Source organism: Streptomyces sp. NPDC014991 (genome assembly GCF_043080665.1).
Lineage (GTDB): Bacteria > Actinomycetota > Actinomycetes > Streptomycetales > Streptomycetaceae > Streptomyces.
In genome coordinates, this window is record NZ_JBIBVY010000018.1 from 58294 (window position 1) to 79749 (window position 21456).

The window sequence follows — 21456 nt, forward strand, 5'->3', positions numbered from 1 at the left end:
GTGCAAACTCTCCTTGGCCCCGGGCGGTCCCGTAGGACAGGATCGGGCCTCATGGACCTGCTGAACACGCTGGTGGACAAGGGGCTTCGGCGCGAGCTGCCGACCCGCGAGGAAGCGCTCGCCGTTCTGGCCACCTCCGACGACGACCTGCTCGATGTGGTGGCCGCGGCCGGCAAGGTGCGCCGGCACTGGTTCGGGCGACGGGTGAAACTCAACTACCTGGTGAACCTCAAGTCGGGCCTGTGCCCGGAGGACTGCTCGTACTGCTCCCAGCGGCTCGGCTCCGAGGCCGGCATCCTGAAGTACACCTGGCTCAAGCCGGACGAGGCCTCCGAGGCCGCCGCCGCCGGCCTCGCCGGCGGCGCCAAGCGGGTCTGCCTGGTGGCCAGCGGGCGGGGTCCGACGGACCGGGACGTGGACCGCGTCTCGGACACCATCAAGGCGATCAAGGAGCAGAACCAGGGCGTCGAGGTGTGCGCCTGCCTGGGCCTGCTCTCCGACGGTCAGGCCGAGCGGCTGCGCGAAGCCGGCGCGGACGCCTACAACCACAACCTGAACACCTCGGAGTCGACCTACGCGGACATCACCACCACCCACACGTACGCCGATCGAGTGGAAACGGTGCAGAAGGCGCACGCCGCCGGACTGTCCGCCTGCTCGGGTCTCATCGCGGGCATGGGCGAGACCGACGAGGACCTCGTCGACGTCGTCTTCTCGCTGCGCGAGCTGGACCCCGACTCCGTTCCGGTGAACTTCCTCATCCCGTTCGAGGGCACCCCGCTGGCCAAGGAGTGGAACCTCACCCCGCAGCGCTGCCTGCGCATCCTCGCGATGGTCCGGTTCGTCTGCCCGGACGTGGAGGTCCGCATCGCGGGCGGCCGCGAGGTGCATCTGCGCACGATGCAGCCGCTCGCGCTGCACCTGGCCAACTCCATCTTCCTCGGTGACTACCTGACCAGCGAGGGACAGGCCGGCAAGGCCGACCTGGAGATGATCGCGGATGCCGGGTTCGAGGTGGAGGGCGCCGACGAGGTGACGCTGCCGGAGCACCGGTCGGACGCCGGGGGCTGCCACGAGGGCGGCGGGGGCTGCCACGAGGGCGGCGTCTGCGGGCCGGCCACGGCCGCCGCTCCGGCGGCGCGGGAGCCGCGGACCGATCTCGTCGCCGTCCGCCGCCGGGGCGCCGGGACGGACCTCGCGCCCAATGCCTGACCTCGGCGTGGCGGAACTGCTGGAGCTGGACCGGCGGCATGTGTGGCATCCGTACGGACCGATGCCCGGACGTGCCGAGCCGCTCGTGGTGGAGGCCGCGAGCGGGGTCCGGCTGCGGCTGGCCGACGGCTCCGGCGAGCTGGTCGACGGCATGTCGTCGTGGTGGTCGGCCATCCACGGCTACAACCACCCGGTGCTGAACGAGGCCGCGCGCGAGCAGCTCGGCCGGATGAGCCACGTCATGTTCGGCGGGCTCACCCACGAGCCCGCCGTCCGGCTCGCGAAGCTCCTTGTCGACATGTCGCCGGACGGCCTGGAGCACGTGTTCCTGGCCGACTCGGGGTCCGTGTCGGTCGAGGTCGCGGTGAAGATGTGCCTCCAGTACTGGCGTTCGCTCGGCCGGCCGGGCAAACAGCGCCTGATGACCTGGCGGGGCGGCTACCACGGGGACACCTGGCAGCCGATGTCGGTGTGCGACCCGGAGGGCGGCATGCACGAGCTGTGGACCGGCGTGCTCCCGCGCCAGGTGTTCGCGGACGCGCCGCCCGCGGAGTACGACGAGTCCTACGCCGAGCAGCTGCGCGAGCTGGTCGCCCGGCACGCGGACGAGCTGGCCGCGGTGATCGTGGAGCCGGTGGTGCAGGGCGCGGGCGGCATGCGCTTCCACTCCCCCGCCTACCTGCGGGTGCTGCGCGAGGCGTGCGACGCCCACGACGTACTGCTCGTGTTCGACGAGATCGCCACCGGATTCGGGCGCACCGGCGCGCTGTTCGCGGCCGGCCACGCGGGCGTCAGCCCGGACGTGATGTGCGTCGGCAAGGCACTGACCGGCGGCTATCTGACGATGGCGGCCACCCTGTGCACCGCGCGGATCGCCGACGGCATCTCACGCGGCGAGGTGCCGGTGCTCGCGCACGGCCCGACGTTCATGGGCAACCCGCTGGCGGCGGCCGTGGCCTGCGCCTCCGTGGAGCTGCTGCTGCGGCAGGACTGGCTGTCGGAGGTCAGGCGCATCGAGGCGGGCCTGCGGGCGGGCCTGGCGCCGGCGCGCGAGCTGCCCGGGGTGCGGGACGTCCGCGTCCTCGGCGCCATCGGCGTCGTCCAGCTCGACCACTCGGTCGACATGCGGGCCGCCACCGACGCCGCCGTGCGGGAGGGCGTGTGGCTGCGCCCGTTCCGCGACCTGGTCTACACGATGCCGCCGTACGTCACCTCGGACGAGGACGTGGCACGGATCGCGCGCGCGGTGTGCGCCGCGGCGCGGGAGGGTTGAGATGCCGGTACTGGTGATCACGGGGACGGGCACGGAGGTCGGCAAGACCGTCACCACCGCCGCCGTCGCCGCCGCGGCGCTCGCGGCCGGGCGCTCGGTGGCCGTGCTGAAGGCCGCCCAGACGGGCGTACGGCCCGACGAGCGCGGGGACGCCGACGAGGTCGCGCGACTCGCCGGTCCCGTCACGGCCGCCGAACTAGCCCGCTACCCCGACCCGTTGGCACCGGGCACGGCGGCCCGGCGGGCCGGGAGGGCGCCGGTGCATCCGCACGAGGTCGCCGAGCGGGCCGCCAAACTGGCCACCGAGCACGATCTGGTGCTGGTCGAGGGGGCGGGTGGGCTGCTCGTCCGGTTCGACGCGGCCGGCGGCACGCTGGCCGACGCGGCCCGGCTGCTGGGCGCGCCGGTGCTGATCGTGGCGCAGGCCGGGCTCGGCACGCTCAACGCGACGGAGCTGACGGTGCGCGAACTGCGGCGCCGGGAACTGGAGCCGGCCGGCGTGGTGATCGGCAGCTGGCCCCGCTCCCCCGACCTGGCCACCCGCTGCAACGTGGCCGACCTGCCGGAGGTCGCCGGCGCCCCGCTCCTCGGCGCCCTGCCCGCCGGGGCCGGATCCCTGCCGCCCGCCGAGTTCCGCACGGCAGCACCGGCCTGGCTGGCTCCCCGGCTCGACGGCACGTGGGACGCGGAGGCGTTCCAGATCCGCGAGGCACCGTAACGGGGCCGGTGCTACGGGAGCGGCGGCCCCCGCAGACCCGGATGCGATGTGGATGCCGGTCGGCGGGATGCGCGGTGGGTTCCGGGGGAGACTTCCCCTGGGTTCGTCCCGTCCGGGAGGTTGCCATGCGGTTGCTGTCCACCCGTTCCGGCCAGGTGGCCCGGGGTGACGTCCGCCATCCGCTGTTCGCCCGTTGCTACGCCCGGGTCAGTGTGGGTGCCGAGACCCGGCTCGGGCTCGCCGGCGTGCGGGAGCGGCTGCTCGCCGGGCTGTCCGGCCGGGTGATCGAGGTCGGCGCCGGCAACGGACTGAGCTTCCGGCACTATCCCGGTACCGTCGCGGAGGTCGTCGCGGTGGAACCGGAGCCGCTGCTGAGGCGGTTGGCGCTGGAGGCCGCGCTGCGCGCCCGGGTCCCGGTCGACGTGGTCCCCGGCGTGGCGGAGGCCCTGCCGGCCGGGAGCGAGGCGTTCGACGCCGCGGTGCTGTCGCTGGTGCTGTGCAGCGTGCGGGACGTCGCGCGGGCGCTCGACGAGGTACGGCGGGTCCTCCGGCCCGGCGGCGAGGTGCGGTTCCTCGAGCACGGGCGGGGCGGCGGCCGGGCGGTGACCCTGAGCCAGCAGGCCCTGGACCGCACCGTGTGGCCCGCCCTGACGGGTGGCTGCCATCTGGCCCGGGAACCGGTCGCCGCCCTCCGCGCGGCAGGTCTCGAACTCGGCCCGTACCGGCGGCTGTCCCTGCCGCAGCACGGGCCGAGACTGCCGGTCCCGTACGGGGTGCTGGGTGTCGCCTGGCGGCCGGCCGAGCCGGACACACGCTGACGGGCAACCCCGCCAGGCGCTCGGCCGGCGGCCTCAGGCGTGTGCTCACCGGCAAGCCCCACGAGCGTCTCCCGACCGAGCCGCCCCGCCAGGCGCGCGGTCACCGGCAACCCCGCGGGCACCCCCGGACCGAGCCGCCCCACCGGGCGCACGCTGACCGGCGCCCCGCCAGGCGCTCGGCCGGCAGCCCCGCCAGGCGCGCGGTCACCGGCAGCCCCACCGGTGCCTGCTGCCGAGCCACTCCGCCAGGCACCCCCTGACCGACCTCCCCGCGAGGCGCGTTGTCATCGCAGCCCCGCCTGGCGCACGCTCACCGGCAGCCCACGAGTGCCTCCTGACCGGGCCGCCCGCCAGGCGCACGCTCACCGGCCGCCCCACCGGGCGCGCGGTGACCGTCACCCCCTCGGGTGCCCCCTCAGGGAGCCGCCCCACCGATGCCTGCTGCCGAGCCGCCCCGCCGGCCGCCTCCTGACCGGCCGCCGTCAGGCGCACGCTCACCGGCGCACGCCAGGCGCACGATCACCGGGAACTCCGCCGGTACCCCCGGACCGAGCCGCCGCACCAGTGCCCCTGACCGGCCTCCGTCAGGCGCCCGGACACCGGCCGCCCCACCGGGCGCGCGGTGACCGTCACCCCCCCCAACGGGTGCCCCCTCAGGAGCTGCCCCGCCAGGCGCCCCCGACCGGCCGCCCCGCCGGGCGCACGCTCACCGCGCCCCACCGCCGCGCCACGACCGAGCCCCACCTCAACCGGCACCCCCTGACCGGCTGCCCCACGGTGAGCCCCTGTCCGCGTCACCCCCGGGCACGCCCTGACCGGCCGCCCCGCCGGTGCGTCCCGACCTCCGTCCCACCGGCGGCTACCGACTGGCCGCCCGCCAGGCGCCCGCGCACCTTCGCGGCCCCCCTGACCGAGCCGCCCCACCGGGCGCACGCCCACCGGCCGCCCCGCCGGTGCCCCCTGACCGAGCCGCCCGCGCCGTGGGCCGGTCAGCCGCTCCAGCGGCGGAGTTGCCGCGCGATGTCGTCGACGCTCGCCGTGCCGTCCTTGACCAGCCGGGCGAGGTCTCTTACCTGCTCGGGTGTGGTGACGACCTTGACCCCGCTGGCCACCAGGTAGCCGTAGGCGACCGCCGAGGCGAACAGGGCGTTGGACCGCTCCAGGGCCGGGACGTGGATGAGCAGCTGGAGCAGCGACGCGGCCCGCGCGTGCGGGGTGTCGTAGACCGGTATGCCGAATATCTCGGCCCGGTGCCGGGCGACGGCGGCGACGAGGGCGCCCCAGTCGGTGACCTGCGGGTCCCCGGGGGTCTGCCGTTCGGCGAGCATGAGGAGCCAGGCCAGGTCGATGCGGAGATCGTTCAAGGGATCGGCGCCAGGATCAGTCGCGGTCTTCGCGGGTGCCGGTGCCGCGGGGTTCGGCGCACTCCTCGGCGAACGCGGACTCGTACTGCCTCATGAAGTCGGCGGCGGCCTCCACGAACGTACGGCCGGCCTCGCCGGTGTCCTGTCTGACCAGCTCTTCGATGTAGCGGTTCACGCTCATGCCGCGGGCCAGGGCGCGCTCACGGGCCGCGCGGGCGGTGCCCTCGTCCACGCGCACGTTCAGCTGGGTCTTCGCCATCCCTCGACGCTAGCGCCGGGACGCTAGCGCCGGCAAGGGGCGCACGGAAGCGCTGCGCCGGCCCGGCGAGTCCCTTACGCTCGCCCGGAACGGACGGTTCGGCGACCGGGAGGCGCTCGTGTCGACACCTGCTGCGCAGCACGCCGCCCCGGACGGCGGGGTCGCGGCCCGCGCCCGGGGGCTGACCAAGGTCTACGGCTCCGGCGAGACGGCCGTGCTCGCCCTGGACGCGGTGGACGTGGACATCGCGCGGGGCCGCTTCACCGCCGTGATGGGCCCCTCGGGCTCCGGGAAGTCCACGCTGATGCACTGCCTCGCCGGCCTCGACACCGTCTCGGCCGGCCGGGTGTGGCTGGGCGCCACCGAGATCACGGGGCTGAAGGAGCGGGAGCTGACCCGGCTGCGCCGGGACCGGATCGGGTTCATGTTCCAGTCCTTCAACCTCATCCCCACGCTGACCGCCGCCGAGAACATCACCCTGCCGATGGACATCGCGGGCCGTGAGCCCGACGCGCGGTGGCTGGACCAGGTCATCGACACCCTCGGGCTGCGGGACCGTCTCACGCACCGGCCGGCGGAGCTGTCGGGCGGTCAGCAGCAGCGGGTCGCGTGCGCGCGGGCGCTGGCCTCGCGACCCGAGCTGATCTTCGCCGACGAGCCGACCGGCAACCTGGACTCGCAGGCCGGCCGGGAGGTACTGGGCTTCCTGCGCGGCGCCGTGGACGACCTCGGGCAGACGGTCGTCATGGTCACCCATGACCCGGGCGCCGCCGCCCGCGCCGATCTCGTGCTCTTCCTCGCCGACGGGCGGATCGTGGACCAGATGGCCCGGCCGACGGCGGAGAACGTGCTGGAGCGGATGCGCGTCCTGTCCACGGGAGGTCCGCGGGCCGCCGACTCCTGCGGGGCCACGGGCCGGTCCGGCGCCGGCGGCACGGCCACGGAGGGCTGACCGGTGCTCAGGGCGACTCTGCGGAGCTTCCTCGCGCACAAGGGGCGGCTGGCGCTGTCCGCGCTGGCGGTGGTCCTGTCCGTGGCGTTCGTCGCGGGCAGTCTGATCTTCTCGGACACCGTCACCCGCACGTTCGACCGGCTGTTCGCCTCCACCGCCACCGATGTGACGGTCCAGCCGAGGGGGGACCTGCGGTCGGCCCGGGCGAGCGGGGCGGTGCAGACCGTGCCGGCCGCGCTGCGGGACCGGGTGGCGAGGGTCGCCGGTGTCGCGGCGGCCCGCGCGGACGTGTCGGTGCAGAACGTCGTGGTGGTCGACCGCCACGACAGGTCCGTCGGCCCGACCACCGGCGCGCCCACCGTGGCCGGCGCCTGGTACGCGACCGGCCGCAGCCCGGTGCGGCTGACCTCCGGCCATGCGCCGCGCGGGGCCGGGGAGGCGCTGCTGGACGCGGACACGGCCGGCCGGCGGCACGTGCGGATCGGGGACACGCTGACGGTGCAGGCGCAGCCGGGGACCTTCCGGGTCCGGGTCGTCGGCGTCGCCACCTTCACCACGACCAATCCGGGCGCGGCGCGGGTCTACCTGGACCCCGCGGTGGCGGGCCGGGAACTGCTCGGCTCGTCCGCGCGGGCGACCGGTATCTCGGTGGACGCTGCCGAGGGCGTGTCCGACGCGGACCTCGCACGGCGGGTCGGTGCGGCGATCGGCACCAGGACGTACGCGCTGAGGACCGCCGGTGAGCAGGCCAGATCGGCCGCGGCGGACCTCGGCACCTTCCTCGACGTGATCAAGTACGTGATGCTGGGGTTCGCCGGTGTCGCCCTGCTCGTCGGCGTGTTCCTGATCGTCAACACGTTCTCCATGCTGATCGCGCAGCGCACCCGCGAACTGGGGCTCCTGCGGGCGCTGGGCGCGGACCGGCGGCAGGTGCGGCGCTCGGTGCTCACCGAGGCACTGCTGCTGGGGCTGTTCGGCTCGACGCTCGGTCTCGCCGCCGGGATCGGACTGGCGTTCGGGCTGTTCCGGCTGATCAGCGCGGTCGGGATGAACCTGAGGAGCACCGAGATGGTGATCGGCTGGGGTACGCCCGTCGTCGCCTACGTGGTCGGTCTGGGCGTGACCTTCGTGGCCGCCTATCTGCCGGCGCGGCGCGCCGCGGCCGTCTCGCCGATGGCGGCGCTCGCGGATGCCGAGGTCGCCGGCGTGGGCAGGCCGTTGCGGGGCCGGGCGATCGCCGGGGCGGTGGTCGGCGCGGCCGGCGCGGCGGCGCTGGCCGGGTGCGCGGCGGCCACGCGGACCGCGCAGGCGGCCGCCCTGCTGGGACTCGGTGTGGTGCTTACCCTCGTCGCGACGGTGGTCGCCGGGCCGCTGCTGGTGCGGCCGGTGATCCGGGTGCTGGGCTCGGCCTTCCCCGCGCTGTTCGGCCCGGTCGGCCGGATGAGCCAGCGCAACGCGCTGCGCAATCCGCGCCGTACCGGTGCCACGGCCGCGGCCCTCATGGTGGGCTTGGCCCTGGTCGGCGGGATGTCGGTGGCGAGCGCCTCGATGTCGGCGTCCTTCGACCGGCAGATCGACCGGACCCTGGGCGCCGATTTCGTCGTCCAGAACGGCAACTTCACTCCGTTCACCGGGGCGATCGGGAACCGGGTGGCCGCGACGCCGGGTGTCGGGCTGGTCGTGGCCCAGCGGCTCACCCCCGTCGCCGTACGGCTGCCGGACGGCGAGCGGGTGAAGACGACCGCCGCCGGGTACGGCCCCGGCCTGGACGACGTCGCGCATGTCACCTACGCGCGGGGCGGTTCGGCGGCGGCCCTGGCCGACGGGCACCTCGCGATGGACGCCGACTACGCCCGGGACCACGGCGTGCGGGTCGGCGGTGTGCTGCCGGTGGAGTTCCCGGGCGGGCGCCGGGCGGAGCTGACCGTCGGCGCGCTGACCGACCAGCAGTCGGCCGAGTCCTTCGGCACCCAGGGCGGCGTCTTCTTCGGCCTGGGAACGCTGCGGACGTACCTGCCGAACGGGCAGGACTCCGCGCTCTACGTGAACGCGGCCCCCGGTACGAAGCCGGCGGACCTGCGGCCCCGGCTGGAGCGGGCACTCAGGACGTTCCCGCAGGTGCAGGTGCGTAACCAGGCCGACTACAAGGAGCTGGTGCACGACCAGATCGCCGTGCTGCTGTACCTCGTGTACGCGCTGCTGGGACTGGCGATCGTCATCGCCGTGCTCGGCGTGGTGAACACCCTCGCCCTGTCGGTGGTGGAGCGGACCCGGGAGATCGGACTGTTGCGGGCGATCGGGCTGGGCCGGCGGCAGCTGCGCCGGATGATCCGGCTGGAGTCGGTGGTCATCGCGGTGTTCGGCGCGGTCCTGGGGCTGACGCTGGGGCTCGTGTGGGGCGTGTGCATGCAGCAGGTGCTGGCGCTGCGCGGGCTGACGGCGCTGGCGATCCCCTGGGGCACGATCGTCACGGTCGTGGTCGGCTCGGCGGTGGTGGGGGTCGTGGCGGCCCTGCTGCCGGCGTTGCGGGCGTCGCGGATGAACGTGCTGGCGGCGATCGCCCACGAATGATCAGGTGACCTCGACTGATCACTTCCGCGTGTACGTGATGGAATCGTGCCCGGCTCGAGTCGTCTTCCGCTGAGGAGAGTTCATGCCGCGCCCGTTCCGGTTCGGAGTCAACCTGCTCACGCCCGCGCCCGCCGCCGAGTGGCGCGCCAAGTGCCGGCGGGCCGAGGAGCTGGGGTACGACGTGATCCTCGTCCCGGACCACCTCGGCATGACCGCCCCGTTCCCGGCCCTGGTGGCGGCGGCCGAGGCGACCGTGCGGCCCCGGCTCGGCACGTTCGTGCTGAACGCCGGCTTCTGGAACCCGGCGTTGCTGGCCCGCGAGGTGGCGACCACGGACGCGCTGACCGGCGGCCGGCTCGAACTCGGCCTCGGTACCGGATATGTGCAGGCGGAGCACGAGGCGGCCGGGCTGCCTTACGGTTCGCCGCGCGAACGGGTGGACCACCTGCGGCACACCGTGGAGGAGCTGCGGCGACTGCTCGGCTCCCCGGAGCACCAGCCACGGCCCGCCCGGTCCCGGGTGCCGGTGCTGATCGGCGCCAACGGCGACCGGATGCTGCGTCTGACCGCCGAGCACGCCGACATCGCGGCCTTCACCGGAGCCCGGCCCGGGAAGACGCCCGGCGCGCCGGTACCGCTCGGCGCCGGTGAGCTGGACGAGCGCGTGGCCCGCTACCTCGAACTGGCCGCGGACCGCCCGGCGCCCGCCGAGCTGAACCTGCTGGTCCAGCAGGTGGCCGTCACCGACGACCCCGAACCCGCGCTGAGGCCACTGCTGGAGCGGCGGCCCGGGCTGAGTCTCGACGACGCACTGGCCCTGCCCGTCGTGCTGGCCGGTCCGCTGGAGGACGTGGTCGCGAAGGTGCGGGCGCAGCGTGAGCGGTTCGGCTTCTCGTACGTGACCGTCCTGGAACCGGGCATGGAGGCGTTCGCACCGGTGCTGGCCCGGCTGCGCGAGGAGGAGTCCGCATGATGGAAACCCCGGTGCCGCGCGTTCGGTGACGCTCACGATGATCGTATGAACGATCCGCGTATACGCGCCGCCTCGCCCGACGACCTCGGCTCCGTCCTGGCCTTCTGGAGGACGGCCGCCGAGGGTACGAGCATCAGCGACGACCCCGCCGGCGTGGAGCGGCTGGTCGGCCGCGACCCCGGGGCACTCCTCGTCGCCGAGCTGGACGGAGAGCTGGTCGGCACGGTGATCGCCGGTTTCGACGGCTGGCGGTGCCATCTGTACCGGCTCGCGGTGCACCCGCGGTGGCGGCGGCAGGGCATCGGCTCGGCGCTGCTGGCCGCCGCCGAGGAGCGCTTCGTACGGCTCGGCGGCCGTCGCGCGGACGCCATGGTGCTGGTACGCAACGAGACCGCGCAGCACGCCTGGCAGGCAGCCGGATACGGGCCGGAGGAACGGTGGCGGCGCTGGGTGAAGCCGCTCGTCCACTGACCCCCGACGCTTTTTTGCCCATCCTTTACCCTGGAGGGAGCACTCGGCCCTCTATGAAAGGTTGTGAGCGTCCGCCCATGGGCGACCCTCCCCGTGCGCGACACCGCGCGTCCTCCCCTGCCCTGTCCGACCATGGGACGGGGGTGACCCGATGACCGAAGTGCTCCTCCTACTGGTGGCGATCGCGCTGTCGGTCGCCTGTGGCGCCTTCGTGGCGGCGGAGTTCTCGCTGACCACGGTCGAACGGGGCGAGCTGGAGCGGGCCGCCGCCCGCGGCGAGCGCGGCGCCGCGGGCGCCCTGAAGGCCGTACGGAACCTGACCTTCCAGCTCTCCGGTGCCCAGCTCGGCATCACCGTCACCAACCTGGTGGTCGGCATGCTCGCCGAGCCGTCCATCGCCAAGCTGCTCGCCGGCCCGTTCCGGGCGATGGGCCTGTCCGCCGGCGCGGCGAGTTCCGCGGCTCTGGTGCTGGGCACGGCCCTGTCCACGGTGTTCCTGATGGTCGTCGGCGAGCTGGTGCCGAAGAACTGGGCGATCTCCTCACCCCTGGCCGTGGTGCTGCGCGTGGGGAACGCACAGCGCTGGTTCAGCGCGGCCTTCCGGCCCTTCATCACCCACTTGAACAACACCGCGAACCATCTCGTACGGCGGTTCGGCGTCGAGCCCGCCGAGGAGCTGGCCTCCGCACGCGGGCCGCAGGAGCTGGCCGCCCTCGCCCGGCACTCCGCCAAGGAGGGCTTCCTGGAGGCGGACACGGCCGAGCTGTTCGTCCGCACACTGAACCTGGCCGACCTGACCGCGGAGAACGTGATGACACCGCGCGTCCAGGTCATCGCCCTGGAACTCCAGGCGACCTGCGAGGACGTGGCGAACGCGACCCGGGCCACCGGCCTGTCCCGGTTCCCGGTCTACCGGGGCGGCCTGGACTCCGTCGTCGGCACCGCCCACATCAAGGACGTGCTGGCCGTCCCCGCGGACCAGCGGCGGCACCGCACGGTCGCCCAGGTGATGCGCGAGCCGCTGCTGGTGCCCGAGTCCCTGACCGTCGACCGGCTGCTGGACCGGCTCGGCGGCCGGCGCACCATGGCCGTCGTCATCGACGAGTACGGCGGCACGGCCGGTGTGGCGACGCTGGAGGACATCGTCGAGGAGGTCGTCGGCGAGGTACGGGACGAGCACGACCCGCACGAGACGTCCGGTCTCGTCCCCGCCGGCGCCGACGACGAGGGCCGGGCCCTGTACCTGGTCGACGGTGCCGCCCGCGCCGACCAGCTCGCGCGCGTGGGACTGCGGCTGCCGGAGGGGCCGTACGAGACGCTGGCCGGCCTGGTCGCCACCGAGCTGGGCCGGATACCCGCGACCGGTGACAGCGTGCACGTCGCCGGCTGGCGGCTGGACGTGGCCGACGCCTCCGGCCGCCGGGCCGCCAGGGTGCTGCTGCACGCACCTCTGGACGACGAGAGCGCCGCCGGGAGCGCCGGTGGGAGAGCGGGCGCGCGGGCCGACGCGCGAAACGACGCAGGGGCCGACGCACGAGCAGGCGAGAGGGCCGGCGGGCGGACCGAGAAGAGGGTCGGCGGACGGACCGACGACAGGCCGGAGGGGACCCGATGACCGCGCTGCAACTGCTGATCGGCCTGGCGACCCTCGTCGTCAACGCCTTCTTCGTCGGCGCCGAGTTCGCGCTCATCTCCGTGCGCCGCTCACAGGTCGAGCCGCTCGCCCAGGAGGGCGACCGGCGGGCGCGGAGCGTGCTGTGGGGTCTGGAGCACGTGTCGGCCCTGCTGGCCGCCACCCAGCTCGGCATCACGCTGTGCACACTGGTGCTCGGTGTGGTCGCCGAGCCGGCGATCGCGCATCTGCTGGAGCCGGTGTTCCACGCGGCCGGCGTGCCGACGGGCGTCGGTCACGCCGTGTCCTTCGTCATCGCGCTGGCCCTCGCGACCTACCTGCACATGTTGCTCGGCGAGATGGTGCCCAAGAACATCGCGCTCGCCGAACCGGTGCGCAGCGCGCTGGTTCTCGGTCCTCCCCTGGTCGCGCTGTCCCGGGCACTCCGTCCGGTGATCTTCACGGTCAACGCCTTCGCCAACGGTCTGCTGAAACTGCTCCGGGTGGAGGCGAGGGGCGAGGTCGCGGCGACCTTCACCGACTCCGAACTGGCGGAGATCGTGAAGGACGCCAGCGAGGCGGGCCTGATCGACTACCGGGCGCAGGAACGCCTGCACGACGCACTGGAGCTGGGCAGCCGCCCGGTACGGGACGTGGTGGTACCGCTGGCACGCGTCGTCTACGCGCGCGTGGGCGTCACCCCGGAGCAGTTGGAGCGGCTGTCGGCCGAGTCGGGCTTCTCCCGCTTCCCGGTGGTCGACGCGGGCCGCCGCATCGTGGGCTACCTGCATGTGAAGGACGCGCTGGACACGACACCGCGGGACCTGCCGTTCCGGCTGAGCGACATGCGGTCCATCGCGCGCGTACGGGAGCGGACGCCGCTGGACGACGTGCTCACCGCGATGCGGCGCAGCCGCACGCACGTCGCGGCCGTACTCGGCGACGACGGCCGGCTGGCCGGCCTGGTGACCATGGAGGACGTACTGCGCCAGCTGTTCGGCCAGCCCGCCCAGACCTGACCCCGGCCCCGCGCCAGGGGCGGGGCCCCGGGGCGGCTGGGACGGACCCGACCGACCGGCAGGTATGGGGCCGGGATAGCATCGCCTCGCCATGCAGACGAATCCCGCTCCTCGCCCCTGTACCAGTCTGGTCGCCGTCGGTGACTCGTTCACCGAGGGCATGTCGGACCTGCTGCCCGACGGCTCCTACCGGGGCTGGGCCGACCTGCTCGCCGCGCGGATGGCCGCCCGCACCCCCGGGTTCCGGTATGCCAACCTCGCCGTACGGGGGAAGCTGATCGGGCAGATCGTCGCCGAGCAGGTGCCCCTGGCGGCGGCCATGAAGCCCGACGTCATCACCCTGGTCGGCGGGCTCAACGACACCCTGCGCCCCAAGTGCGACATGAACCGGGTCCGGGATCTGCTCACCGAGGCCGTGGAACGACTGGCGCCCTCCTGCGAGCAGCTGGTGCTGATGCGCAGCCCCGGTCGCCAGGGCCCGGTGCTGGAACGGTTCCGGCCGCGCATGGAGGAACTGTTCGCCTGTGTGGAGGAGCTGGCGGACAAGCACGGCGCCCGGGTGGTCGACCTGTACGGGGCGCCCGCGCTGGCCGACCCGCGGATGTGGGACGTGGACCGGCTGCACCTGACGGCGGAGGGCCACCGCCGGGTCGCCGAGGCGGTGTGGCAGACGCTCGGCCACGAGGCGGAGGACGCCGAGTGGCATGTGCCGATGGCGCAGACGCTCCCGCCCGGCTGGGTGTCCCGCCGGGTCGCCGACGCCCGCTTCGCCCGGCAGCATCTGCTCCCGTGGATAGGCCGCCGCCTGACCGGCCGCTCGTCGGGGGACGGCCGCCCGCCCAAGCGCCCGGAGCTGCTGCCGTACGAGGCACAGGCGTAGCTTCCTGCCGTCGCTCTCCAGGACGTGACGCGGGTCTCGTAGCTTCCGCCGAACACCCCCGTGGCGCTGGCCTGCACGAACCGCCAGTAGACTCTGGTCACGTGACTTCTGCGCCCGCCAAGCCCCGCATCCCGAACGTCCTCGCCGGACGCTACGCCTCCGCCCAGCTCGCCACGCTCTGGTCCCCCGAGCAGAAGGTGAGACTGGAGCGGCAGCTCTGGCTCGCCGTGCTGCGGGCCCAGAAGGACCTCGGCATCGAGGTGCCGGAAGAGGCGATCGCCGACTACGAGCGCGTCCTCGACACCGTCGACCTGGCCTCGATCGCCGAGCGCGAGAAGGTCACCCGGCACGACGTGAAGGCGCGGATCGAGGAGTTCAACGACCTCGCCGGGCACGAGCACGTGCACAAGGGCATGACCTCCCGCGACCTCACCGAGAACGTCGAGCAGCTGCAGATCCGGCTCTCGCTGGAGCTGATGCGCGACCGTACGGTGGCCGTGCTGGCGCGCCTCGGCAAGCTGGCCGGTGAGTACGCCGAGCTGGTCGTGGCCGGCCGCTCGCACAACGTCGCCGCGCAGGCCACGACCCTGGGCAAGCGTTTCGCGACCGCGGCCGACGAGCTGCTCGTGGCCCACGGGCGCGTGGAGGAGCTGCTGGCCCGCTACCCGCTGCGCGGCATCAAGGGGCCGGTCGGCACCGCGCAGGACATGCTGGACCTGCTGGGCGGCGACGCCGGCAAGCTCGCCGAGCTGGAGACCCGCATCGCCCGGCACCTCGGTTTCTCGCAGGCCTTCACCTCGGTCGGCCAGGTCTACCCGCGCTCGCTGGACTACGAGGTGGTCACCGCGCTGGTGCAGCTGGCGGCGGCGCCGTCGTCGCTGGCCAAGACGGTGCGGCTGATGGCCGGGCACGAGCTGGTCACCGAGGGCTTCAAGCCGGGCCAGGTCGGCTCCTCGGCGATGCCGCACAAGATGAACACCCGCTCCTGCGAACGCGTCAACGGCCTGATGGTCGTCCTGCGCGGCTACGCCTCCATGACGGGCGAGCTGGCGGGCGACCAGTGGAACGAGGGCGACGTGTCCTGCTCGGTGGTGCGCCGGGTCGCGCTGCCGGACGCCTTCTTCGCGTTGGACGGCCTGCTGGAGACCTTCCTGACCGTCCTCGACGAGTTCGGCGCCTTCCCGGCCGTCGTCGGCCGTGAGCTGGACCGCTACCTGCCGTTCCTGGCCACCACCAAGGTGCTCATGGGCGCGGTGCGGGCCGGTGTCGGCCGCGAGGTGGCGCACGAGGCGATCAAGGAGAACGCCGTGGCCACCGCGCTCGCCATGCGCGAGCAGGGCGCCGAGCGCAACGACCTGCTGGACAAGCTCGCCGCGGACGAGCGGCTGCCGCTCGACCGCGAGCAGCTGGCCGCGCTGATGGCCGACAAGCTGTCCTTCACCGGTGCCGCCGCCGACCAGGTCGCTCTGGTCGCCGGCCGGATCGAGGAGATCGTCGAGCGGCACCCGGAGGCCGCCGGATACACCCCCGGAGCGATCCTCTGACCCCCGCACCCCGCCCGTCGCGCGCTCCCCGCTTCACCCAGGCGGAACTGGAGGCCGCCCGCGACCGTCTCGTCCCGGACCTGGTCGCGGACGGTCTGCGGGTGCTGTTCTGCGGCATAAACCCGGGTCTGATGACGGCTGCGACCGGCCACCACTTCGCCCGGCCCGGCAACCGGTTCTGGCCGGTGCTGCACCTGTCGGGGTTCACCCCCCGGCTGCTGAAGCCGGCCGAGCAGCGGGAGCTGCTGTCGTACGGACTCGGCATCACCAACATGGTGGCGCGGGCGTCCGCCCGGGCGGACGAGCTGACCGCCGAGGAGTACGCCGAGGGCGGACGGCTGCTGACCGAGAAGGTGACACGGCTGAGGCCGAGGTGGCTGGCCGTCGTCGGAGTGACCGCGTACCGGTCCGCCTTCGGTGACCGTACGGCCCGGGTGGGCCCGCAGGAGCGGACGATCGGCGGCACCCGGGTGTGGGTGCTGCCCAACCCCAGCGGGCTGAACGCGCACTGGACGGCGGCCACGATGGCGGAGGAGTTCGCCCGGCTGCGGGAGGCGGCGGACGCGGACGGTCACGGCGGGTCGGCCTCCGTCACTATCCCTAGCAGCTGACAGGGCAGTTCCCTGTCCCAGCGGGACACCCCGAGGGCGACCCAGCGGTCCGCCCTCGGGGCCCGCCACAGCTGGACGTCCGGGACGTGTCCGCTCAGGCCGGCCCACGGCTCGGCGATGTCCTCGCCCGCCACGGTCCGATCGAACACGCTGTACAGGCTGAGGTGCTGCGGCTGTCCCCAGCGCTCGCCGAGCCGCTCGGCGAGACCGTCCCGGTCGGCCTCGTACTGCGCCTCCGTCTCCTCCCGCTCGCTGCCGTCGCCGTCCCCTCCGCCGAGGAGGTCCCCGCTCGTCCTCAAGGCGGCTATGTGGTAGCCGGGCCCGCTCTCGCCGTGCTCCGTCCTGCCGCGCGCCGCCGGGAACTCCCGGGCGCACAGCACGTCGATGAGGTTCAGACACGTCGCGATGTCCATGCCGTCCAGTAAAGCGGGCACCACTGACAATTGGCGGTCTGTCAGGTGTAGCCGCCCGCCGTCAGGCGTCCCGGCGCCGCAGGCTCCATCCGCCCGCCACCAGGGCCGTCGCCGTGAGCCCGCTCCACGGGCCGAGGGCGCCGTCCCAGGCGCTGTGCAGGGCCACTTGGCCGGCCCGGTCGGGGGGCAGGCCGGCGACGCCGCCGGACAGGTCGCCGACGACGAACAACACGACCAGCGGGAACGGGCTCGGCATCAGCCGCGGCGCGCCGCCGCGGAACTCCGCCGAGACGGCCGTCGTACCGAGGGCGGCCGCGGCGATCTGCCCGAAGCTGATGCCGAAGACCCAGTACAGCGGGTCGGAGTCGTCGGCGTCGGCCGGTCAGGCCGCCTCCTGCGGTGGTGCGGTGAACTCGGCGCCGGCCGCGGTCAGATCGGGGCAGGCCTCCTCCAGGACGGCCTTCCGGGCGGCGAGTTCGAGGACGGGCACGCCCGCCCCGGACATCAGCCGGCCGAGGTCGTCCACGCGCGCGTGCCGCACGGTCCGAGGGGACCGGCAGGTGCGCGCGGAGCTGCCGTTCGGCTGATCTACGCTGGCCGGGTGCCGGTCACCGTACTCCTCGTCGACGACGAACCCCTGGTCCGTGCGGGTCTGCGGGCCGAGTTGACGGCGCAGCCCGACTTCGAGGTGGTGGGTGAGGCGGCCGACGGCGCGGCGGTCGTCCCGCTGGACCGGCAACCGCGGCCGGACGTGGTCGCCACGTACGTACGGATGCCGCTGCCGGACGGGACCGAGGCCACGCGCGCGGTACTGCGCACGGTGGCCGAACCGCCGAAGATCCTCGTGGTGACCACGTTCGAGGACGACGAGTACGCGTACGAAGCGCTCCGCGCGGGCGCCGACGGGTTCCTGCTGGAGCGGGCCCGGCCGGCCGAGCGGGAGGCGGAGGTGCTGCGGCTGACGGCGCGGGGACCGTCGGACGCGGAGATCACCGCCCGGCTGTTCGTCGGCACCGAGACGGTGAAGTCACATGTGAGTGCCGTCCTGGCCGAGCCGGCAGCGCGCGACCGCACCCGGGCGGTGATCGCGGCCTACGAGTCGGACTTCGTGGAGCCGGGGTGAGCGAGTGGCGCCTGCCGTGGGCGGAACCGGGGACTCGCCGGGGCGGACCGGGCCGAGTACGATCCGGCCAACACGGCCGCGAGCTGGGAGGACGGACGGTGGGGCAGCTGACCGGCGGCGATCCTTCGCTGCTGCGACGGATCAATTCCGCGGTGGTGCTGCACGCGCTGCGGGCGACGGACTGCGCGACGCTCACCGAGATCACCCGCGTCACCGGGCTGTCCCGGCCGACCGTCGAGGGCGTCGTGGAGGGGCTCGTCGAGGGCGGCCTCGTCGTGGAGACGGTGGCCGACGAGGGCGGCGCGCGCCGGCAGGGCCGGCCCGCCCGCCGGTTCCGGTTCCGGGCCGAGGCGGGACACCTGCTGGGCCTGGAGATCGGGCCGCACCGGGTCGCCGCGGTGCTGTCCGCGCTGGACGGACGGGTGCTGGGCGCGCAGGCCAAGGACGTCGACGAGACCGCCCCGGCGGACGAGCGGCTCGACCGGCTGCGCGGGACGGTCGCCGAACTGCTGCGCCGGGCCGGCGTCGCGCGCGGTTCGCTGCGGGCGGTGGGCGTCGGCACGCCGGGCATCGTGGACGCGGACGGCACGGTACGGCTGAGCACGGCCCTGCCGCAGTGGACCGGCCTGAGGCTCGGTGAGCGGCTGAGCCGGTCGTTCAAGTGCCCGGTGCTGGTGGAGAACGACGCCAACGCGGCGGCCGTCGCCGAGCACTGGAAGGGCGCGGCGAGCGAGTCGGACGACGTGGTGTTCGTGCTGGCCGGGCTGAGCCCGGGGGCGGGTTCGCTGATCGGCGGGCGGCTGCACCGGGGGTACGGCGGGGCGGCCGGGGAGATCGGGGCGTTGCATCTGCTGGGGCGGGAGGTGACGCCGGAGACGCTGCTGTCCACCACCGACGAACCGCTGCACCCGCTGGACGAGCAGGCCGTCGCCGAGGTGTTCGCACTGGCCCGCGAGGGCGACCAGCGGGCGCGGGCGGCCGTCGAACGGTTCATCCAGCGGCTCGTGCACGACGTGGCCGCGCTGGTGCTGGCGCTCGATCCCGAACTGGTCGTGATCGGCGGCTGGGCGGCCGGCCTGGACGGTGTCCTGGAGCCGCTGCGCCGCGAACTGGCCCGCTACTGTCTGCGCCCGCCCCAGGTGGCGCTGTCCCTGTTGGGCGAGGCGGCCGTCGCCACCGGGGCGCTGCGCCTGGCCATGGACCATGTGGAGGAGCAACTGTTCGCGGTGGACGCCACGGTGACGGCCCGCCGCTGACCGACGGGCGGGCGCGGGCTGCGGGGATACCGGGTGCGCAGGGCGGGGCCGACGCATACGGTGACGCGGGGCAGCGAGCACGGTGGTCCGGCCGGCGTGCCGCTGCGCCCCGCCGGGTGCGGCGGCCCGGCCGTCGGGACGACAGGCGCGGTGATGGTGGTGCTGGGTGCGGCAGCCGACGACCGCGGCCCGCCGGGCTGGGCGGCGGGGCCGCCACGACGCCGGGCGCGGGACTGTCCTCGCCTGGCGCGCCGGATGCCGCCGGGACGCGGCGCGGGCGGTTACACGCAGCCGTGCGGGGGTTGTGGCCCCGGGCTGTGTGGGTTCGTGGGCCCGGGGTGGGGTCCGGGTGCGGGCCGGGTCAGGACGCCTGCCGCTCCGGGTCGTGGTGTATCTCCACGCCCGCCGACTCGCCGAAGGTCAGCCGGCAGGTGTCGGCGCGGTAGGTCGCGACCGACAGCGCGGCGGTACGGCCCTGGGTGAAGAAGCGGGTGGTGACGACCAGGACGGGCGAGCCGGGGAGCCGGTCGAGTTCCCTGGCGTCCTCCGCGCGCGCGGAGCCCAGCTCGACGGCCCGGTCCTCCCCCTCCAGCGACAGGTGCTGCAACTCCCGCAGCACCGCACGCGCGCGTGCCGTGCCGGACGGGGCGTCGATGGCGGTGAGGTCGGGCAGGGAGGCCGCCGGGATGTAGAGCAGCTCGGTGGCGACCTGCTGGCCATGGGACATGCGGGAGCGGCGGACGGTGTGGACGACCTCGTCCGGGCCTGTCTCCAGGGCCGCGGCGACGGCGGCGGGCGGCGGCGCCTGCACGCTGTCCAGGGGCTGCCAGTCGTCTCCGGCGGCGCCGGGCCAGGTGTGCTGTTCGGTGCCGACGGCCACGCCCACGCGCGGGGGCGCGACGGTCGTGCCCACCCCGCGGCGGCGTTGCAGCCGGCCCTCCAGCTCCAGCTGTTCGAGGGCCTGGCGGAGCGTCGCGCGGGCCACGCCGAAGCGGGCCGCGAGATCACGCTCGTTGGGCAGGATCTCGCCGACCGAGAACTCGGAGTCCAGTGCCTCGGTGAGCACGGTCTTGAGATGCCAGTACTTCGGCTCCGGCACCGTTTCCAGCTGCGTGGTCCCCACCCTGTCCTCCGCAAGAGCCGTGGTCCGGCGGCTTTTTAGCGCCCTTGTTTATTAAAGGTTGTTGCACTTCTCTGCGACCATAGGGCTGCCGTCACCCTTGGTCAAGACCAATCCTCGGTCCGGTGGGCAACCTGTGACGGACCCGCCGCGGAGCGTTCACGAGTCGTTCGCGCACGGCGGTGGGTGTGACATCGCGGCAAAACCCGCGTCGCACGGCGGAGTCACGACCGCACGGCAGAGCCCCCGCCGTACGACGGGGGCTCGCGGAGGGCCGGTTCAGCGGGCGGCGAGGGAGCGCAGCTTGTCCGGGTTGCGGACCACGTACACGGCCGCGACCCGGCCGTCGGCTATGTCCAGCTGGAACAGGCTGTCGGGCCGGTCGCCGGCGAGGATGAGCATGGCGGGGCCTGCGTTGCTCTCCACGAGCCGGAAGGCGAGCCCCGGCGGGCCGGACCGCGAGACGCCGACGAGGAAGCGGCCGACCTTGTCGGCGGTGTGCAGGATCCGCAGCGGCGCCTTGGCCTTGCCGCCGCTGTCGCCGACCAGCCGGACGTCGGGGGCGAGCAGGGACATCAGTCCTTCCAGGTCGCCCTCGACCGCGGCGGCGATGAAGCGCTCGGTCAGGTCCCGGCGCCGGGCGGGGTCGACGTCGTAGCGCGGGCGCCGTTCCGCCACATGCCGGCGGGCGCGGCCGGCGAGCTGCCGTACCGCCGCCTCGCCGCGGTCGAGCAGCGCGGCGATCTCGGCGTACGGGTAGCCGAACGCCTCCCTGAGCACGAAGACGGCCCGCTCCAGCGGCGAGAGCGACTCCAGGACGACGAGGACGGCCAGGGACACGGTGTCGGCGAGGACGGCGCGGTCGGCGGAGTCCGGGGCCGTGTCACCGAACTCGGTGAGGTACGGCTCCGGCAGCCACGGCCCGACGTACGCCTCGCCGCGCGACTGCACCTGCCGCAGCCGGTCGATGGCCAGGCGGGTGGTGACGCGCACCAGGTAGGCGCGCGGTTCGCGGACGTCCGTGCGGTCGGCCCGGTACCAGCGCAGCCAGGCGTCCTGGACCACGTCCTCGGCGTCGGCGACGCGGCCGAGCATGCGGTAGGCGACGCCCATGAGGAAGGGACGGTGCTCTTCGAAGACGTCGGTGGCGAGGTCTGCGGTCACGGCCCCATCTCATCCGACACACCGGTCGGTGTCCACCCGGAACCATGGGCTCCGGGAGCGGGGCCGGTTCGGGCGCGTGCCGGGGTGCCTGTCGGGAAGGGCG

The 21456-nt window shown here is 74.2% G+C and carries 21 protein-coding genes and 1 pseudogene; 15 read left to right on the plus strand and 7 right to left on the minus strand.

Annotation, left to right across the window (positions count from 1 at the left end):
* Window positions 1-51: 51 nt before the first annotated feature.
* From bioB to ACF1BE_RS25530, 4 genes are all read left to right on the plus strand, one after another.
* Complete coding sequence (gene bioB, locus ACF1BE_RS25515; RefSeq protein ID WP_392201348.1) at window positions 52-1212, plus strand: biotin synthase BioB; 1161 nt, start codon at window positions 52-54, stop codon at window positions 1210-1212.
* Window positions 1205-2485, plus strand: coding sequence for an adenosylmethionine--8-amino-7-oxononanoate transaminase (locus ACF1BE_RS25520; protein WP_392201349.1), 1281 nt, complete (start codon window positions 1205-1207; stop codon window positions 2483-2485). Before bioB ends, ACF1BE_RS25520 begins: the two co-directional genes overlap by 8 nt.
* A gap of 1 nt (window position 2486) precedes the next feature.
* Entirely contained in the window at window positions 2487-3203 is a 717-nt protein-coding gene (gene bioD, locus ACF1BE_RS25525; protein ID WP_392201350.1) for a dethiobiotin synthase, read from the plus strand.
* Between the two features lie 125 nt (window positions 3204-3328).
* Window positions 3329-4021: a class I SAM-dependent methyltransferase gene (locus ACF1BE_RS25530; RefSeq protein WP_392201351.1), complete on the plus strand. Its 693-nt coding sequence runs from the start codon at window positions 3329-3331 to the stop codon at window positions 4019-4021.
* Between the two features lie 989 nt (window positions 4022-5010).
* Here the strand turns inward: ACF1BE_RS25530 and ACF1BE_RS25535 are convergent.
* Both ACF1BE_RS25535 and ACF1BE_RS25540 read right to left on the minus strand, forming a co-directional pair.
* A complete protein-coding gene (locus ACF1BE_RS25535; protein WP_392201352.1) occupies window positions 5011-5385 on the minus strand; it encodes a fic family toxin-antitoxin system, toxin component in 375 nt (124 codons plus the stop codon).
* A gap of 16 nt (window positions 5386-5401) precedes the next feature.
* Window positions 5402-5644, minus strand: a complete 243-nt coding sequence (locus ACF1BE_RS25540) for a toxin-antitoxin system HicB family antitoxin (RefSeq protein WP_392201353.1) — start codon at window positions 5642-5644, stop codon at window positions 5402-5404.
* 118 nt (window positions 5645-5762) lie between these two features.
* On the opposite strand from ACF1BE_RS25540, the gene ACF1BE_RS25545 reads away from it, so the two are divergent.
* From ACF1BE_RS25545 to mug, 9 genes are all read left to right on the plus strand, one after another.
* The gene (locus ACF1BE_RS25545; protein WP_392201354.1) at window positions 5763-6596 is read left to right on the plus strand and encodes an ABC transporter ATP-binding protein; all 834 of its coding nucleotides are present in this window, start codon (window positions 5763-5765) and stop codon (window positions 6594-6596) included.
* A gap of 3 nt (window positions 6597-6599) precedes the next feature.
* Window positions 6600-9167 carry an ABC transporter permease gene (locus tag ACF1BE_RS25550; RefSeq protein WP_392201355.1) on the plus strand — a complete coding sequence of 856 codons (2568 nt, stop codon included), beginning with the start codon at window positions 6600-6602 and terminating at the stop codon, window positions 9165-9167.
* Between the two features lie 82 nt (window positions 9168-9249).
* A complete protein-coding gene (locus tag ACF1BE_RS25555) occupies window positions 9250-10140 on the plus strand; it encodes an LLM class F420-dependent oxidoreductase (RefSeq protein WP_392201356.1) in 891 nt (296 codons plus the stop codon).
* A gap of 45 nt (window positions 10141-10185) precedes the next feature.
* Window positions 10186-10611, plus strand: a complete 426-nt coding sequence (locus ACF1BE_RS25560; RefSeq protein WP_392201357.1) for a GNAT family N-acetyltransferase — start codon at window positions 10186-10188, stop codon at window positions 10609-10611.
* Window positions 10612-10762: 151 nt separating this feature from the next.
* Window positions 10763-12226 (plus strand): hemolysin family protein, encoded by a 1464-nt coding sequence (locus ACF1BE_RS25565; RefSeq protein WP_392201358.1) that lies wholly within the window; start codon window positions 10763-10765, stop codon window positions 12224-12226.
* Window positions 12223-13242: a hemolysin family protein gene (locus ACF1BE_RS25570; RefSeq protein WP_392201359.1), complete on the plus strand. Its 1020-nt coding sequence runs from the start codon at window positions 12223-12225 to the stop codon at window positions 13240-13242. The genes ACF1BE_RS25565 and ACF1BE_RS25570 overlap by 4 nt, the downstream gene beginning before the upstream one ends.
* A gap of 91 nt (window positions 13243-13333) precedes the next feature.
* Window positions 13334-14122: an SGNH/GDSL hydrolase family protein gene (locus tag ACF1BE_RS25575; protein ID WP_392201360.1), complete on the plus strand. Its 789-nt coding sequence runs from the start codon at window positions 13334-13336 to the stop codon at window positions 14120-14122.
* 101 nt (window positions 14123-14223) lie between these two features.
* Complete coding sequence (gene purB / locus ACF1BE_RS25580; protein WP_392201361.1) at window positions 14224-15666, plus strand: adenylosuccinate lyase; 1443 nt, start codon at window positions 14224-14226, stop codon at window positions 15664-15666.
* Between the two features lie 47 nt (window positions 15667-15713).
* On the plus strand, window positions 15714-16277 hold the full coding sequence (gene mug / locus ACF1BE_RS25585) for a G/U mismatch-specific DNA glycosylase (protein ID WP_392201451.1): 564 nt from the start codon (window positions 15714-15716) through the stop codon (window positions 16275-16277).
* On the opposite strand, the gene ACF1BE_RS25590 is transcribed toward mug, so the two are convergent.
* The 3 genes and pseudogenes from ACF1BE_RS25590 to ACF1BE_RS25600 all read right to left on the minus strand — a co-directional run.
* Window positions 16238-16690, minus strand: a complete 453-nt coding sequence (locus tag ACF1BE_RS25590) for a hypothetical protein (protein WP_392201362.1) — start codon at window positions 16688-16690, stop codon at window positions 16238-16240. The two genes, mug and ACF1BE_RS25590, sit on opposite strands and share 40 nt — an antisense overlap.
* A gap of 61 nt (window positions 16691-16751) precedes the next feature.
* On the minus strand, window positions 16752-16946 hold the full coding sequence (locus ACF1BE_RS25595) for a hypothetical protein (RefSeq protein WP_392201363.1): 195 nt from the start codon (window positions 16944-16946) through the stop codon (window positions 16752-16754).
* A 126-nt stretch (window positions 16947-17072) separates the two neighbouring features.
* A pseudogene (locus ACF1BE_RS25600) lies at window positions 17073-17234 on the minus strand (ABC transporter ATP-binding protein); the annotation flags it as partial.
* Between the two features lie 57 nt (window positions 17235-17291).
* On the opposite strand from ACF1BE_RS25600, the gene ACF1BE_RS25605 reads away from it, so the two are divergent.
* Together ACF1BE_RS25605 and ACF1BE_RS25610 are read left to right on the plus strand one after the other, a co-directional pair.
* The gene (locus ACF1BE_RS25605; protein WP_392201364.1) at window positions 17292-17813 is read left to right on the plus strand and encodes a response regulator; all 522 of its coding nucleotides are present in this window, start codon (window positions 17292-17294) and stop codon (window positions 17811-17813) included.
* A 98-nt stretch (window positions 17814-17911) separates the two neighbouring features.
* Entirely contained in the window at window positions 17912-19069 is a 1158-nt protein-coding gene (locus ACF1BE_RS25610; protein WP_392201365.1) for an ROK family transcriptional regulator, read from the plus strand.
* A gap of 361 nt (window positions 19070-19430) precedes the next feature.
* Here the strand turns inward: ACF1BE_RS25610 and ACF1BE_RS25615 are convergent, their stop codons facing one another.
* Together ACF1BE_RS25615 and sigJ are read right to left on the minus strand one after the other, a co-directional pair.
* Window positions 19431-20192, minus strand: a complete 762-nt coding sequence (locus tag ACF1BE_RS25615; RefSeq protein ID WP_392201366.1) for a GntR family transcriptional regulator — start codon at window positions 20190-20192, stop codon at window positions 19431-19433.
* A gap of 276 nt (window positions 20193-20468) precedes the next feature.
* Window positions 20469-21353, minus strand: coding sequence for an RNA polymerase sigma factor SigJ (gene sigJ, locus ACF1BE_RS25620; protein ID WP_392201367.1), 885 nt, complete (start codon window positions 21351-21353; stop codon window positions 20469-20471).
* Between the last annotated feature and the right edge of the window lie 103 nt (window positions 21354-21456).